At 70.8% G+C, this 13497-nt stretch carries 15 protein-coding genes; 9 read left to right on the top strand and 6 right to left on the bottom strand.

Annotated elements, in window-relative coordinates; translation table 11 throughout:
- Nucleotide 1 precedes the first annotated feature (1 nt).
- Complete coding sequence (disA, locus tag NQV15_RS16045; RefSeq protein ID WP_232403886.1) at nucleotides 2-1102, bottom strand: DNA integrity scanning diadenylate cyclase DisA; 1101 nt, start codon at nucleotides 1100-1102, stop codon at nucleotides 2-4.
- 26 nt (nucleotides 1103-1128) lie between these two features.
- Entirely contained in the window at nucleotides 1129-2520 is a 1392-nt protein-coding gene (radA, locus tag NQV15_RS16040) for a DNA repair protein RadA (RefSeq protein WP_232403884.1), read from the bottom strand.
- A gap of 102 nt (nucleotides 2521-2622) precedes the next feature.
- Between radA and NQV15_RS16035 the strand changes: the two genes are divergently transcribed.
- A complete protein-coding gene (locus NQV15_RS16035; protein WP_232403883.1) occupies nucleotides 2623-3285 on the top strand; it encodes a hypothetical protein in 663 nt (220 codons plus the stop codon).
- Here the strand turns inward: NQV15_RS16035 and NQV15_RS16030 are convergent.
- Nucleotides 3282-3920, bottom strand: coding sequence for a VOC family protein (locus NQV15_RS16030; RefSeq protein WP_232403882.1), 639 nt, complete (start codon nucleotides 3918-3920; stop codon nucleotides 3282-3284). The two genes, NQV15_RS16035 and NQV15_RS16030, sit on opposite strands and share 4 nt — an antisense overlap.
- 42 nt (nucleotides 3921-3962) lie before the next feature.
- Nucleotides 3963-4706 carry a hypothetical protein gene (locus NQV15_RS16025; protein ID WP_232403881.1) on the bottom strand — a complete coding sequence of 248 codons (744 nt, stop codon included), beginning with the start codon at nucleotides 4704-4706 and terminating at the stop codon, nucleotides 3963-3965.
- Nucleotides 4707-4769: 63 nt separating this feature from the next.
- Between NQV15_RS16025 and NQV15_RS16020 the strand changes: the two genes are divergently transcribed.
- Together NQV15_RS16020 and NQV15_RS16015 are read left to right on the top strand one after the other, a co-directional pair.
- Nucleotides 4770-5681: a Ppx/GppA phosphatase family protein gene (locus tag NQV15_RS16020; protein ID WP_232403880.1), complete on the top strand. Its 912-nt coding sequence runs from the start codon at nucleotides 4770-4772 to the stop codon at nucleotides 5679-5681.
- A 25-nt stretch (nucleotides 5682-5706) separates the two neighbouring features.
- The gene (locus NQV15_RS16015; protein ID WP_232403879.1) at nucleotides 5707-6492 is read left to right on the top strand and encodes a sugar phosphate isomerase/epimerase family protein; all 786 of its coding nucleotides are present in this window, start codon (nucleotides 5707-5709) and stop codon (nucleotides 6490-6492) included.
- On the opposite strand, the gene NQV15_RS16010 is transcribed toward NQV15_RS16015, so the two are convergent.
- A complete protein-coding gene (locus tag NQV15_RS16010) occupies nucleotides 6482-7462 on the bottom strand; it encodes a bile acid:sodium symporter family protein (RefSeq protein WP_232403876.1) in 981 nt (326 codons plus the stop codon). The genes NQV15_RS16015 and NQV15_RS16010 overlap by 11 nt on opposite strands.
- Before the next feature lie 38 nt (nucleotides 7463-7500).
- Between NQV15_RS16010 and proC the strand changes: the two genes are divergently transcribed.
- The 6 genes from proC (at nucleotide 7501) to NQV15_RS15980 (ending at nucleotide 12358) form a co-directional block, all read left to right on the top strand.
- Nucleotides 7501-8307: a pyrroline-5-carboxylate reductase gene (gene proC / locus NQV15_RS16005; protein ID WP_232403874.1), complete on the top strand. Its 807-nt coding sequence runs from the start codon at nucleotides 7501-7503 to the stop codon at nucleotides 8305-8307.
- Nucleotides 8308-8317: 10 nt separating this feature from the next.
- Nucleotides 8318-9505 (top strand): acetoin utilization protein AcuC, encoded by a 1188-nt coding sequence (locus NQV15_RS16000; RefSeq protein ID WP_232403872.1) that lies wholly within the window; start codon nucleotides 8318-8320, stop codon nucleotides 9503-9505.
- 173 nt (nucleotides 9506-9678) lie between these two features.
- Nucleotides 9679-9864 (top strand): helix-turn-helix domain-containing protein, encoded by a 186-nt coding sequence (locus NQV15_RS15995; protein ID WP_232403871.1) that lies wholly within the window; start codon nucleotides 9679-9681, stop codon nucleotides 9862-9864.
- 188 nt (nucleotides 9865-10052) lie between these two features.
- Nucleotides 10053-10154 (top strand): 30S ribosomal protein bS22, encoded by a 102-nt coding sequence (locus NQV15_RS15990; protein ID WP_019143756.1) that lies wholly within the window; start codon nucleotides 10053-10055, stop codon nucleotides 10152-10154.
- Between the two features lie 6 nt (nucleotides 10155-10160).
- Nucleotides 10161-11141, top strand: a complete 981-nt coding sequence (locus tag NQV15_RS15985) for an NAD-dependent epimerase/dehydratase family protein (RefSeq protein WP_232403870.1) — start codon at nucleotides 10161-10163, stop codon at nucleotides 11139-11141.
- On the top strand, nucleotides 11138-12358 hold the full coding sequence (locus tag NQV15_RS15980) for a lysophospholipid acyltransferase family protein (RefSeq protein WP_232403869.1): 1221 nt from the start codon (nucleotides 11138-11140) through the stop codon (nucleotides 12356-12358). The genes NQV15_RS15985 and NQV15_RS15980 overlap by 4 nt, the downstream gene beginning before the upstream one ends.
- A gap of 23 nt (nucleotides 12359-12381) precedes the next feature.
- Here the strand turns inward: NQV15_RS15980 and NQV15_RS15975 are convergent, their stop codons facing one another.
- Nucleotides 12382-13458 (bottom strand): DUF5667 domain-containing protein, encoded by a 1077-nt coding sequence (locus tag NQV15_RS15975; RefSeq protein ID WP_232403868.1) that lies wholly within the window; start codon nucleotides 13456-13458, stop codon nucleotides 12382-12384.
- Nucleotides 13459-13497: the final 39 nt, after the last annotated feature.

The following is a 13497-nucleotide window of genomic DNA, read 5'->3' as shown; positions in this document are numbered from 1 at the left end:
CTCAGACGTACCGCTCGAGGATGCTGGACTCGGCGAGCCGGGACAGGCCCTCGCGGACGCCGCGGGCGCGCAGGTCGCCGACCCCGTCGACGTTCTGCAGGTCCTCGATGCTGGCCGCGAGCAGCTTCTGCAGCGAGCCGAAGTGCTCGACCAGCCCTTCCACGACCGATGCCGGAAGGCGGGGGATCTTGGCGAGCAGGCGGTAGCCGCGGGGTGCCAGCGGTCCGTCCAGGGTCTCGGCGGTGCCGATCCGCAGGGCGCGGGCGACCGCGCCGAGATCGACCAGGTTGGACGACTCGATCGCCGCGAGCTCGGCCAGCACGGCCTCCAACGGACGCGCGCGGCGTCCGGTGGGCATGTAGTCGCGGATGATGAGCTCGCGCTCGGCATCGACGCCGGCGATGAGCTCCTCGTGCTGCAGGGCCAATAGGCGGCCGTCGGTGCCGAGCTCCAGGACGTAGGTGTCGATCTCGCCGGCGATGCGGCTGACCATCTCGAGGCGCTGGGCGACGGCCGAGACGTCGCGGACCGTCACGAGGTCCTCGATCTCCAGCGCCGACAGGGCGTCGGACACCTCGTCGAGCCGGTTGCGGTAGCGCTCGAGGGTCTGGAGCGCCTGGTTGGCGCGCCCGAGCACCGCGCCGGTGTCCTCCAGCACGTGCCGCAGGTCCTCCAGGTACAGCGCGATGATGTGCATCGAGGCCGACACCGAGATGACCGGGACGCCGGTCTGCCGGGCGACCCGGTCGGCGGTCCGGTGGCGGGTGCCGGTCTCCTCGGTGGGGATCGACGGATCGGGCATCAGGTGGACGCCGGCCATCACGATGCGGCTGGCGTCCTTGTCCAGGATGATCGCGCCATCCATCTTGGCCAGCTCGCGCAGGCCCGTGGCGGTGAAGGGGACGTCGAGGGCGAATCCGCCGGTCGAGATCGCCTCGACGCTCTTGTCGTGGCCGACGACGATCAGGGCACCGGTACGTCCGCGCAGGATGCGCTCCAGGCCCTCACGCAGGGCGGTGCCGGGAGCGACCGAGGACAGGGTCGAGCGCAGGCGTGTGGCAGCGTCCAGGCTCGCCGCTTGGCGCTCGGCAGCACTTGCCATGACACTTCCCATCACTCAGGTCGGGGTCAGTCTACGGGGCGCAGGAGGCGTGGTGACGCATCCAGACACTGCATGGCCTCGCCGATGGTGTGCACCGCCCGGATCGACATGTCCCCGCTGAAGGAGGCCAGCCCTTCGGAGCCCGCCGGGACGACGGCCCGCCTGAATCCGATGCGCTCCGCCTCGCGCAGCCGGGCGGCCAGATTGCTGACCTTGCGGACCTCGCCGGCCAGCCCCACCTCGCCGATCGCGACCAGATCGGTCGGTGCGACCCGCCCCGTGACGGCCGACAGCGTGGCGATCGCGACGGCCAGGTCGACCGACGGCTCGACCAGGCGGGCGCCGCCCACCGACGCCGTGTAGACGTCGAGCTGGCCGAGGTTGACCTGGCAGTGCTTGGTCAGGACGGCCAGGATCATCGCCACGCGCGCGGAGTCCAGGCCGCTGGACGTCCGGCGCGGCGATGGCGTCGACGTCGCGACGCTCAGGGCCTGCACCTCGGCCAGCAGCGGCCGGCGTCCCTCCATCGTGACGGTGACGCAGGTGCCCGACACCGGCTGCTCGTGCCGTGAGACGAACAGGCCCGTGGGATCGGGCACCTCGACGATGCCGTCGTCGACCAGGTCGAAGCAACCGATCTCGTCGACCGGCCCGAACCGGTTCTTGATCGCGCGCAGCAGGCGCAGCCGCGAGCTGCGGTCGCCCTCGAACTGCAGCACGACGTCGACGAGGTGCTCCAGCACCCGCGGACCGGCGACCGAGCCGTCCTTGGTGACGTGGCCGACCAGCAACGTGGCGATGTTGTCGCGCTTGGCGCGCTGGATGACGGCCGAGGCGACCTCGCGGACCTGGGTCACCCCGCCGGGGACGCCGTCGACGTCGGCCGAGCCGATGGTCTGCACCGAGTCGACGATCAGCAGGCTCGGCGCGACCGTCTCGACGTGGGTCAGCACGCCGCCCAGGTCGGTCTCGGCGGCGAGGTACAAGTTGTCCTCGATGGCGCCTGTGCGCTCGGCCCGCAGGCGCACCTGGGCCGCGGACTCCTCGCCGGACACGTACAGGGTGCGGCGGCCGGCCCGGGCCCACCGGGCCGCGACCTCCAGCAGCAGGGTCGACTTGCCCACGCCCGGCTCGCCGGCCAGCAGCAGCACGCCGCCGGGGACGACCCCGCCACCCAGGACCCGGTCCAGCTCGCCGATGCCCGAGCCCACCGACCGGGCGGACTCGAGCGTGACCTGGCTGATCGGCACCGCGGGGGAGGAGACCGGTGCGGCCTGCGTGCGTCCGGTGCGAGCGGGTGCGGCGACGTCGACGGTGCCCCATGCCTGGCACTCCCCGCAGCGTCCGACCCACTTGCTGGTGGTCCAGCCGCACTCGGCGCAGACATATGCCGGACGGGCGGTCTTGGTGCTGGCCATGGCGTCAGCCTAGGTCAGCGCACCGACAGTCCGGGGCCGCGGCGCCGCTCCCGAAAGACGTCCGGTGGCCCGGTTCCATCACCGGACACCTAAACTTGGCCCATGACGTCCGTCGCCGTGGAGACCCGGTACCCACCGCCGCCCGTCCTGAGGACTGCCGACATCGCGGCCAAGACCGGTCTGCTGCTGCTGGTCGGGCTGGCCGTGCTGGTCCCCGGAATGAGCCATCTGGACGGCAAGGGGCTGGCGCCGCGGGCCATCAGCTACCCGCTCGTGGCGTTCGCCATCCCGTTCATCTGGTTCACCTGGTGGCGTCCGCGCGCCTCGTTCCCGTGGACTGCGGACTTCCTGATCACGATCGTGTGCTTCAGCGACATGTTCGGCAACTTCTTGAACCTGTACGACACCATCGAGCCGTTCGACAACATCTTGCACTTCGTCAACACGGGGCTGCTGTCGGCGGCCGTCATCATGCTGACGATGCACCGTACGTCGTCCCTGGGCGCGGTGCTGGAACGGGGCCTGGCGTTCGGGGTCAGTGCTGCGCTGGTGTGGGAGATCGCGGAGTACTTCACATTCCTGCGGTGGTCGCCCGAGCGGATGGGCGCCTACGCCGACACGCTGAGCGACATGGCACTGGGCGCCCTCGGCTCGGTGCTCGCCGCCTGCTGGGTGTACGCCCTGTGGCGCCGCGGATACCTCGCCGAGGTCGCACCCCAGCTCGAGCTGGCGCAGCAGGAACGGGTCGACGAGGTCCCGCGCTAGATCCGGACGTCCCCGTTGGGGGTCCGGAACGTCGCGGCCATGATGCCCGGCAGCCCGTGCGGGGCGGTCCAGTTGACCTGGATCTCCTCGAGGGCGTCGACGACCGTCTCGCCGAGCCAGTCCGAGAGCCGCTGCGGCGAGCCGGCGATGTCCAGCGCCACCAGCTCGATGTCGGACGGGGCCATCTGGGACGGGTGCTCGGACGGATCGATGTCCCAGCTCGTGACGTAGGGCAGCTGCGGATCGGCCCGCATGCTGCTGGTCCCGATCTGGCGCCACTGCAGGTTGAAGCCATCGGGACGACGGCGGTTGCCCGGCACGGCGTGGCGACCGATGCGGTGCTCGACCTCGGTCATGTCGTCCACCGACACGCACCAGGCCATCCAGCCGCCGCCGGCCTCGGACCGCTCGCGCACGACCTTGCCGAAGACCGCCTTGTCCGACGCCGGGTGGTCCAGCACCTCGACGACCTCGAGGTACTGCCGGTTCTTGAGCGGAAGGATCATGTTGCGGGTGCCGAACCGGGGGTGGACACCGCCGTCGAGGAATGAGGCGCCGAGCAGCTGACCCAGGTCAGCGGTGGTGCCGGCGAGACCGTTGGGGCCCACTGCGAACGAGACGTGATCGAGGTGCATACGGCATTCTGACCCAGCCCGTGACGCGCGACACGGAGGGGGTCATCTCAAGGGATCGGCCGGGTGTGGTGTATTTGCGCCGCCCTGCTCGTGCTGCCTGCAATACCGGGCCAGTTCGGCATATCCGGCTTCACCCATCAAGGCGGTCAGCTCGTCGCGGTTGGTGACGTAGACCGGTTCGGGTGCGATGTGCGCCTCGGTGTTGGACGAGCAGTACCAGTCCAGGTCCGTGCCGCCGGGGCCCCAACCCGGCCGGGTGTACTCACCGATCTGCGTCTCGGTGTACGTCGTGCCGTCCCCGCGATCGACATCGCGGAACTGCCGGCGCAGCGGCAGCTGCCAGCACACGTCGGGCTTGGTGGTGTGCGGCTTGAGCCCGTGGTCGAGCGCGTAGCCGTGCAGCGCGCACCCGTACCCGCCGGCGAAGTCGCGTGAGTTGTGGAAGATGCAGGCGCCCCGGTACGCGCGGGTCTTGAGATCGCCCTCGTCGTCCGTCTCGGTCCAGCCGCCGCGGTGCCCCTCGTCGTGGTTCTCCCACTGGGCCGGGGTCAGCTGCTCCATGACCAGCCGGGTCCGCTCCGCGTCGTCATCGTCGGAGAAGTGCGCCCCCAGGGTGCAGCAGCCCGCCTCGGGGCTCGTCGCGTAGATGCCCGGACAGCCCTGACCGAAGATGCACGTCCAGCGCGACGTCAGCCAGGTCAGGTCGCACCGGAACACCTCGTCGGGGTCGGCGGGGTTGGTGAACTCGACGTACGTCCGCGGGAATCCGAGCTCGACTTCAGGCATCCCCGGAAGTTTACGCGGCCTTGCCGCGTGTGACCGGTCGGCTGCAGGTGCGAGAATGGCGCCATGCGTATGGGCGTCCTGGACATCGGATCCAACACCGGGCATCTCCTCGTGGTCGACGCGTTCCGCGGGGCGCCGCCCGTCCCGGCCCATTCCTACAAGGAACCGCTGCGCCTGGCCGAGCACCTCGACGACCAGCAGGCCGTGAGCCCCGAGGGCGTCAGCAGCCTGGTCAAGTACGCCGTGGCGGCGCGGTCCCAGGCCGAGGACAAGGGCTGCACCACGATCCTGGCCTTCGCCACATCGGCCGTGCGTGATGCGGTCAACGTCGACGAGGTCGTCGCGGCGGTGCGGGAGGCCAGCGGCCTGGACCTGCAGGTGCTGGCCGGTCCTGACGAGGCGCGACTGACCTTCCTCGCGGTGCGGCGCTGGTTCGGCTGGTCCGCCGGACGCCTGGGCGTCTTCGACATCGGCGGCGGCTCGCTGGAGATCGCCGCGGGAGCCGACGAGAGTCCCGATGTCGCGCAGTCGATGGCACTGGGCGCCGGACGCTTGACGCGCGAGTGGCTCCAGGGCGGCAGGACCCATTCCGAGCTGCGGCTCCACATCCGCTCGACGATCGCCGACGAGGCCGGTGCGATCCTGCGTGGTGGCGCCTTCGACCGGGCCGTCGCGACCAGCAAGACCTTCCGGTCCCTGGCTCGCATCTGCGGTGCGGCGCCGTCCTCGGAGGGGCAGTACGTCCGCAGGGTGCTGCCCCGGCGTGAGCTGTCGCGTCTGGTCAGCGAGCTGCGGACGATGAGCCCCGACGCGGTCAAGCGGTTGCCCGGGGTCTCACCGGACCGGGCCCACCAGATGCATGCCGGTGCACTCGTCGCCGAGGCGACGATGGACCTGTTCGACCTGTCGGAGCTGGAGATCTGCCCGTGGGCGCTGCGCGAGGGCGTGCTGCTGGAGCATCTGGACGCCCTGTGAGGGGTGCCGTCATACGCTAGGGGGCGTGCCCGAACCCATCCGCGTCTCGCTGTCGACGTCCTCGGTGTACCCGGGGTCGACCGCCAGCGGTTTCGAGGCTGCGGCACGACTGGGCTACGACGGGGTCGAGGTCATGGTCGGCATCGACGACGTCAGCGCAGACATCACCGCCATCAAGGCGCTCAGCGCATTCCACGACATGCCTGTGGTGTCGGTCCACGCGCCGTGCCTGCTGGTCACGCAGCGCGTGTGGGGTTCCGATCCCTGGGGCAAGCTGGATCGCAGCGCCGAGATGGCCCAGGAGGTCGGCGCGTCCCTCGTCGTCGTGCACCCGCCGTTCCGCTGGCAGCGCGAGTACGCGCGCACCTTCGTCGACGGCATCGCCGATCTGGAGGCCCAGCACGGGGTCACCTTCGCGGTGGAGAACATGTACCCGTGGCGCACCGGCAAGCGCGAGTTCCACGCCTATGCGCCGGGCTGGGACCCGGTCGAGCAGGACTACTCCCACGTGACGCTCGACCTGTCCCACAGCTCGACGGCCGGCTCCGATCCGCTGGCGATGGCGCGCGAGCTGGGCGACCGGCTGGCGCACGTGCACATCGCGGACGGGACGGGATCGGCCAAGGACGAGCACCTGGTGCCCGGACGCGGCAGCCAGCCGTGCGCCGAGTTCCTGGAGGCCGTCGCCGAATCGGACTTCGGTGGGGAGATCGTGGTCGAGATCAACACCCGCAAGGCCAAGGACCAGGCCGAGCGCGAGGCGGACCTGGTCGAGGCGCTGGAGTTCACGCGCCGGCACATCAGCGCCTGAGTCCGGCCGTCTCCCCCTGGGGCTCGGCCGGTGGGGCGAGGCGGCGGGCGAGGAGGGCGCCGGTGATGATCTGCATCTGGTGGTAGAGCATCAACGGCAGCACGATGAGCGCGACGGCGTCGCCGGCGAACAGCACCGAGGCGATCGGCAGGCCGCTGGCCAGCGACTTGTTCGATCCGCAGAACAGCAGCGCGACCCGGTCGCCGCGGGGCAGGCGCGTGAGCCGGCCGACCACGACGCACCACGTCATCGTGGCCGCCAGCAGCGCCGCGCACACCACGGCGACCGACAGCACCGACCACACCGTCTGGGACGCCCAGATGTGGGCATCGGCGCCCTCGCTGAAGGCGACGAACACCACCAGCACGATGCTGCCGCGGTCGAAGAGCTTGAGCCGCGCGTCCTGACGGGTCACGAAGCCTCCCACGAGTGGCCGCAGCAGCTGTCCGAGCACGAACGGGGCGAGCAGCTGCAGGACGATCCGCACGATCGAGCCGGCGTCCACACGGGCGTCCGCCGACATCAGCAGCGCCACGAGGGCGGGGGTCAGGAAGACACCGATCAGATTGGACATCGACGCGCTGACCACCGCACCGGCGACGTTGCCGCGGGCGATCCCGGTGTAGACGACGCACGACTGGACCGTCGACGGGACCAGGCACAGCAGCAGCACCCCGGCGGCGAGCGAGGGTCGCAGCAGGTTGCCCTCCAGCAGCTGCGTCGCCAGCCCCAGCACCGGGAACACCACGAAGGTCGTCGACAAGATGACCAGGTGCAGGCGCCATCTGGTCAGCCCGGCGATGGTCTCCGCGGTCGACAGGCGTGCGCCGTACAGGAAGAACAGCAGGCCGATCGCGACGACCGCGGCGTGCTTCAACAGCTCCAGCAGGTTGCCCGTCGCGGGCAGGAACGACGCGATCAGCGCGGCGGACACCAGGGCCACGATGAACGGGTCGGGTCGCAGGCGCACGGCCCAACACTAGGGCGCCCGACACTAGGGTGAGGGGCATGACTCAACGGATCGCGATCCTCGGTGCCGGTGTGATGGGCGAGACCCTCCTCTCGGCGATCCTGTCCTCCGGGCACCCGGTCGACCACCTCGTCATCAGCGAGCGCCGCGACGATCGTGCCGCCGAGCTGCGGGAGGCCTACGGGGTCGAGGTCACCGGCAACGCCGAGGCCGCGGCCGGCGCCGATGTCGTCCTGCTCGTCGTCAAGCCCCAGGACGTGCCGGCGTTGCTGCAGGAGATCGCCGGCTCGGTGGCGCCCGGCACCACGGTCGTCTCGCTGGCCGCGGGCATCCGCATCGAGGCGATCGCGTCCGCGCTCCCCGACGGTGTCGCGATCGTCCGGGCCATGCCCAACACCCCCGCGCTGGTGGGGGAGGGAATGTTCGGCATCTCGCCGGCCCCGGCCGTCACCGAGGAGCAGCTGGCCGCCGTCGTCACGCTCCTGGAGTCCGGCGGCAAGGTCGTGGTCGTCGAGGAGGCCCTGCAGGACGCCGTGACGGCGGTCTCCGGATCGGGGCCGGCGTACGTCTTCTACCTCGCCGAGGCCATGATCGCCGGCGGCGTCGCCGAGGGTCTCGACCCGGAGACCGCGCGGATCCTGGCCCAGCAGACGCTGGTGGGCTCCGCGAAGCTGCTCGCGGGATCCGAGGAGACCGCCGAGGAGCTGCGTCGCCGGGTCACGTCGCCCAACGGCACGACCCATGCCGCGATCACGACCTTCGACGAGCGCGGCGTCAAGGCCGGACTGGTGGCCGGGGTGGCCGCTGCGGCCGCCCGGTCGGCGGAGCTTTCGGCCCCCCAATAAGGTGACGGGTATGACCGAGGCCACAGTCGACCGCGCCTGCATCGTCTACGACGAGCACCTGACCCAGTACAACTTCGGGCAATCGCACCCCATGGCCCCGGTCCGCATCGAGCTGACGATGGAGCTGGCCGACGAGCTGGGCATCGTGGAAGGGCTCGACGTCGTCGGGGCCAAGCCGGCCACCGAGGACGAGCTGGCCCTGATCCACACCCCGCTGTACATCGAGCGGGTGCAGAAGCTGAGCCAGCACCCGACGCACGCCGACCCGACGGTCAACCTGGGCACCGAGGACAATCCGGTGTTCGCCAACATGCACGAGGCCAGCGCCCTCATCGCCGGCGCGAGTGTCGAGGCCGCCCGCCGGGTCTGGACCGGTCAGGCGCCCCGCGCGGTCAACATCAGCGGCGGTCTCCATCACGCGATGCCGGACCGGGCGAGCGGTTTCTGCATCTACAACGACGTCGCGCTCGCGATCCGCTGGCTGCTGGACAACGGTGCCGAACGGGTCGTCTACATCGACGTCGACGCGCACCACGGCGACGGCGTCCAGAAGATGTTCTGGAACGACCCGCGCGTCCTGACGATCTCGATCCACGAAGGCCCGCAGACGCTGTTCCCGGGGACCGGGTTCTCGATCGACACCGGCGGTGAGGGCGCCGAGGGCATGGCCGTCAACGTCCCGCTGCCGCCCGGCACGTCCGATGCCGGCTGGTTGCGGGCGTTCCACGCCGTCGTCCCGCCGCTGGTGCGCGAGTTCGCGCCCGACATCTTGGTGACGCAGCAGGGGTGCGACTCCCACATGGACGATCCTCTGACCAATCTGATGCTCAGCGTCGACGGCCAGCGGGCGTCCTACCTGGCCCTCAAGGCGCTGGCCGACGAGGTCTGCGACGGCAAGTGGGTCGCCACCGGTGGTGGCGGATATGCCGTCATGGATGTCGTCCCGCGGGCGTGGGCCCACTTGATGGCGATCGTCGCCGGCCAGCCGCTGGACCCGCAGGCGCCCACCCCGGAGCGCTGGCGCGCGCGGATCCAGGAGCTGCGCGGCATGCCCGGACCGCACCGGATGACTGATGGCCGCGCGGTCGGCTACCGCGCCTGGGAGCAGGGTTTCGACCCGGCGAGCTGGCTCGACCGGTCGATTCACGCGACCCGGGAGGCCTCGTTCCCGCTCAACGGCCTCGACCACCTGCCCTGACGCCCGGTCCCTCCTGCGCTGCCGGGCGAATCCGGTGCCCTCCCGGACGCCCATTTTGGACAACTACTGTCGCTGACGCCTCCGGAGGCACTAGGCTCGATGAAGGCACGCGCGCTGTTTCTCTGGTGGGGAAGCCAGAGAGCGCGCGTGCCACTCAGGAAGCAGGTGGTGACATGGCATCCGGACCGACGTTCTTGACCGTCGCCGAAGTGGCCACTCAGATGCGCGTCTCGAAGATGACGGTCTACCGCCTGGTGCACTCGGGTGAGCTCGAGGCGGTGCGCGTCGGCAGGTCGTTCCGCGTGCCGGAGCACGCTGTGCAGGAGTTCCTGGGCAAGTCCTACTTCCAAGCCGGCTGACCCAGCGGCCTCAGGTCCCGGCCCGTTGAGCGCGGTCGCCCTCGGGCAAGGCGGCAGGTGCCGTGTACCCTGAGGGAGCCGTCACAACGGAGGCTGAGGACGTTCCACGTCCTGTCCCGTCGTCGCGGCAACCCGTCTCTAGAACACCAGCCGCGTGCGCGCGGCCAACAAGAATTGAGTTGTGACCCGTGGGTTCAGTCATCAAGAAGCGCCGTAAGCGGATGTCGAAGAAGAAGCACCGCAAGATGCTGAAGCGCACTCGAGTGCAGCGCCGTCGTCTGGGTAAGTAAGTCCCCATGAGCCGCGTCGTCCTTGTCACTGGCGTGGCCGGCTCATTTGCGTCCGTCGCGGCCCGGCGGCTCGCCGAGCTCGGTGAGGACGCCGGGATCGGCAAGGTCGTCGGGATCGACACGATCCTGCCCGATGCCGACCTGGGCGGCGTCAAGTTCGTGCGAGCCGACATCCGCACCCCGGTCGTGGGCAAGGTCATCGCCGTCGAGGACGTCGACACCGTGGTCCACCTCGACCTCAACCCGCCTCAGCGGGGACGGGGCAGTGGCAAGGAGCTCAACGTCATCGGGACGATGCAGCTGCTGGCCGCCTGCCAGCGGTCGGCCCAGGTCGGCAAGCTCGTGCTGGGATCGTCGACGGCGGTCTACGGATCGTCGTCGCGCGACCCGGCGTTGTTCACGGAGTCCGGGCTGGCGCGCAGTGGCGTGCGGTCCGGGTTCCCGAAGGACATCGTCGAGGTCGAGTCGTACGTGCGCGGCTTCGCGCGACGCCGCCAGGACGTCATCATCACGACGATCCGCAGCGCCCAGGTGCTTCACCCGGACATCGACACCCCGCTGCGCAACTACTTCAGCAATCCGGTGCTGCCGTCGGTGGTCGGATTCGATCCGCGCCTGCAGTTCCTCGCGCTGGACGACGCCCTGGAGATTCTCGTGCAGGCGGTCGCCAACGACCGCCCCGGCACGTTCAACGCGGCCGGCGACGGGATCGTGCTGCTCAGCCAGGCAGCGCGTCGCCTCGGACGCCCCATGCTGCCGCTTCCGCCGATCGGCTTCGCGGGCGCCGCCCGCCGATTCATCCGGGCCATGGGGTCCGACATCCCGCCCGACCTGCACCGCCTGCTGACCTACGGTCGCGCGGTCGACACGTCCGCATTGCGTGACATCTTCGGGTACGAGCTGACCCGGACGTCCGAGCAGACCTTCGACGACTTCCGTCGGTCGCTTCGCCCGGGCATCCTGTCGGCCTTGGGGGGACGAGCATGAACGACGACCGGAAGACCATCGGCTCGGGCGGAAAGCCCGGCCGCGGCAATCACGAGACCTCGCCGTCGGCCGCCGCGCGCTCCCTCGCCGGGGGCGGCACCCGCAAGAAGCCAGCCGCTCGACCCAAGAAGTCCGCGTCCGCTCCTGGACCGTCGACGCCGAAGGGCGCGACATCGCACCCCTCCGGCGCTTCATCACCCCCGCCCCGGGCCGACAAGCCCCGCCTGCGGGCAGTGACCGACGAGGACGCGGCGGCAGCCGCAGCCGCAGCCGCCGAGGAGGCCGCGGGCCGGACCCGCACCGCCGGCGCCGCGCCGCTGTCGGCCGGCCTCCCGATCGACGAGATCCTGGTCGCCGTGGCCGAGGCGGCCCAACGCGTCATCGGCTCGGACTGGGAGTCGCGCATCGCGACCCTGCTGGCCACCATCCGCAAGCGGCTCAGCGGCGACTACGAGGTCGACGACTTCGGCTTTGACCCGCAGATCGCCGAGGTGCTCACGCTCGCCATCGAGCCGCTGGCCGAGAAGTGGTTCCGCCTGGAGGTGCGCGGCGTCGAGAACATCCCCGCCGACGGTGGGGCGCTGCTGGTGGGCAACCACTCGGGGACGATCCCACTCGATGGACTGATCACCGGGTACGCGGTCAAGAAGTACGCCGGGCGCAATCTGCGTCCGCTGGGGGCAGACCTGGTCTTCTCGTTGCCGATCATCGGTCAGGTGGCGCGCAAGGTCGGCGCGACCCTGGCCTGCCAGGAGGATGCCGAGCGACTGCTGACCACCGGCGAGCTCGCCGGCGTGTGGCCCGAGGGCTTCAAGGGCGTCGGCAAGCCGTTCGCCGAGCGCTACAAGCTGCAGCGCTTCGGTCGTGGCGGATTCGTGTCGTCCGCGATGCGCGCGCAGGTGCCGATCGTGCCGGTCTCGATCGTCGGCGCCGAGGAGATCTACCCGCTCGTGGGCAACGTCCCCTCGCTCGCGCGGCTGCTCGGCCTGCCCTACCTGCCGATCACACCGTTCTTCCCCCTGCTGGGTCCGCTGGGGCTGGTGCCGCTGCCCAGCAAGTGGATCATCGAGTTCGGGGAGCCGGTGCGCACCGATGCCTACGAGCCGGAGGCCGCGGACGATCCGATGCTGCTGTTCAACGTGACCGACCAGGTGCGCGAGACGATCCAGCAGACGCTCTACCAGCTGCTGGTGGACCGGGGCAACGCCTTCTTCTGAGACTCCCGGGGTGACTCAGCCGGCTACTTGGGCGGATTTCCCAGCAGCCCGCCCAGCAGCCCGGGCACCAGTCCCGGCTGCTGCTCGTTGCCGAGCAGGCCGCCCAGGAGCGGATCGGTCAGGCCGTTCAGCGAGGGGGGCTTGGTCGTGGCGGCCGGTGCTGCCGGCGTCGTCGGGGTGGCGGCGGTGGCGCTGGGCCGAGTCGGTGCGGGGGTCGCACCCGCGGGCGGCACGGCGATCGGGCCCGGGGACGACGGCTTCTGGGGACTGCGGGGGGTGGCCTTCGGCGCGGCGGGCGTGGCCGGCTGCGTCCGCACCTTCGCCGGGGCCGCGATCGGGGACAGGCGTGCCGGATCGCAGCTGGTGCACAACGCCGCCGCCTCCGCCGCCAGGTCCGTCACCGCGTCGGCAGCTGCGGTGACGGCGTCCGCGGCCTGCTCGGGCAGCTGCCTGGACAGCGCGGACAGATCGACGCTGGAAGCAGCCGCGAAGTCGTTCACGGCGCGGATCGACTTCTCCTTGCCGTTGTCGGTGTAGTCCGAGAACAGTCGGACGGAGCCGGCGGTGGCGGTGGAGGAGAAGTCCTCGAGGGTCTCGGCGATCAGATCGGGCGACCGGCCCTCGGTGCTCAACCGGCGCGCCTCGGACAGACGCGTGGAGGCCTGCTCGAGCTGGAACGCGCCGCGGGAGGCGTCATCGCGGTGCAGCTGGAGCTCGACGTTCTCGACCGTGCGCTTGACCGGGTACAGCATCTCGCCGGGCACGGCCGAGGCGCTGGACGCCACGATCCCGACCGCACCGGCGGTGGCGACGAGGGCGACCGTCAGCCGGGCGACCCGGCGGCGGGCGGGGCGCGGTGGGGCGGTTCGCGACGTCGGGCGCTCGGTGGGCGGCAAGGGCGTCAGGACCGTGACCGCCTCGGTCATGAGCTGGGTGCGCAACGACTCGCGGAAGGCTGTTGCCGGCTGCAGGGCCGCGGCGTCCTGGCACAGGTCCTCGGCGACGCGCAGCAGATCGGCGATCTGCTCGTCACGTGGGGCGCCGCCGGCCAGGGCCTCGTCGAAGGCCCGGGCGTCGTCGTGCGGCCGACGGCCGATCATGAGGGGATCCTGACTGCTGGGTGCGCGCGGGTGCTGCCG

The organism is Aeromicrobium wangtongii, from assembly GCF_024584515.1.
GTDB classification, from domain to species: Bacteria; Actinomycetota; Actinomycetes; order Propionibacteriales; family Nocardioidaceae; genus Aeromicrobium; species Aeromicrobium wangtongii.
Note: the sequence above shows the minus strand (reverse complement) of the source record. Positions and strands in the feature narration are given on the sequence as shown.

Coding starts and splice junctions, on each gene's coding strand:
- disA (WP_232403886.1), bottom strand. CDS start 1,102: ATGGCAAGTGCTGCCGAGCGCCAAGCGGCGAGCCTGGACGCTGCCACA.
- radA (WP_232403884.1), bottom strand. CDS start 2,520: ATGGCCAGCACCAAGACCGCCCGTCCGGCATATGTCTGCGCCGAGTGC.
- NQV15_RS16035 (WP_232403883.1), top strand. CDS start 2,623: ATGACGTCCGTCGCCGTGGAGACCCGGTACCCACCGCCGCCCGTCCTG.
- NQV15_RS16030 (WP_232403882.1), bottom strand. CDS start 3,920: ATGCACCTCGATCACGTCTCGTTCGCAGTGGGCCCCAACGGTCTCGCC.
- NQV15_RS16025 (WP_232403881.1), bottom strand. CDS start 4,706: ATGCCTGAAGTCGAGCTCGGATTCCCGCGGACGTACGTCGAGTTCACC.
- NQV15_RS16020 (WP_232403880.1), top strand. CDS start 4,770: ATGCGTATGGGCGTCCTGGACATCGGATCCAACACCGGGCATCTCCTC.
- proC (WP_232403874.1), top strand. CDS start 7,501: ATGACTCAACGGATCGCGATCCTCGGTGCCGGTGTGATGGGCGAGACC.
- NQV15_RS16000 (WP_232403872.1), top strand. CDS start 8,318: ATGACCGAGGCCACAGTCGACCGCGCCTGCATCGTCTACGACGAGCAC.
- NQV15_RS15995 (WP_232403871.1), top strand. CDS start 9,679: ATGGCATCCGGACCGACGTTCTTGACCGTCGCCGAAGTGGCCACTCAG.
- NQV15_RS15985 (WP_232403870.1), top strand. CDS start 10,161: ATGAGCCGCGTCGTCCTTGTCACTGGCGTGGCCGGCTCATTTGCGTCC.
- NQV15_RS15980 (WP_232403869.1), top strand. CDS start 11,138: ATGAACGACGACCGGAAGACCATCGGCTCGGGCGGAAAGCCCGGCCGC.
- NQV15_RS15975 (WP_232403868.1), bottom strand. CDS start 13,458: ATGATCGGCCGTCGGCCGCACGACGACGCCCGGGCCTTCGACGAGGCC.